This is a genomic window from Caulobacter sp. 602-1, assembly GCF_003931565.1.
Taxonomy (GTDB): Bacteria; Pseudomonadota; Alphaproteobacteria; order Caulobacterales; family Caulobacteraceae; genus Caulobacter.
Genome location: NZ_RRYI01000150.1, coordinates 1 through 286 on the forward strand (window position 1 = coordinate 1; position 286 = coordinate 286).

Below are 286 nucleotides of genomic sequence, written 5' to 3' on the forward strand. Positions count from 1 at the left end.
CGGCTTCGGCGAAGTCCTGCTGGGCGGCGAAGAAGGTGGCCGAATTGATCCGCTTGTCGCCCCGCACGGCCATGTGGGCCAGGGCGACCGACAGCAGGGTGCCGCCGATGCAGTGGCCGACCGTGTTGACCCGATCGACGCCGCACTGGGTCATGACCTGCTGAGTGGCGTCGTAGATGCCTTCGAGCATGTAGTCCTCGAAGGTCTTGGCCGCGAGCTGCTGGTCCGGATTGACCCACGAGGCGACGAACACCGTGAAGCCCTGGCCGGTCAGCCAGCGGATCAT

At 66.1% G+C, this 286-nt stretch carries 1 protein-coding gene; it reads right to left on the minus strand.

Going from position 1 to position 286, the window contains the following annotated elements; all coding sequences use genetic code 11:
* On the minus strand, positions 1-286 hold a 286-nt coding region (locus EIK80_RS25660; RefSeq protein WP_370450265.1), incomplete at both ends, for an alpha/beta fold hydrolase.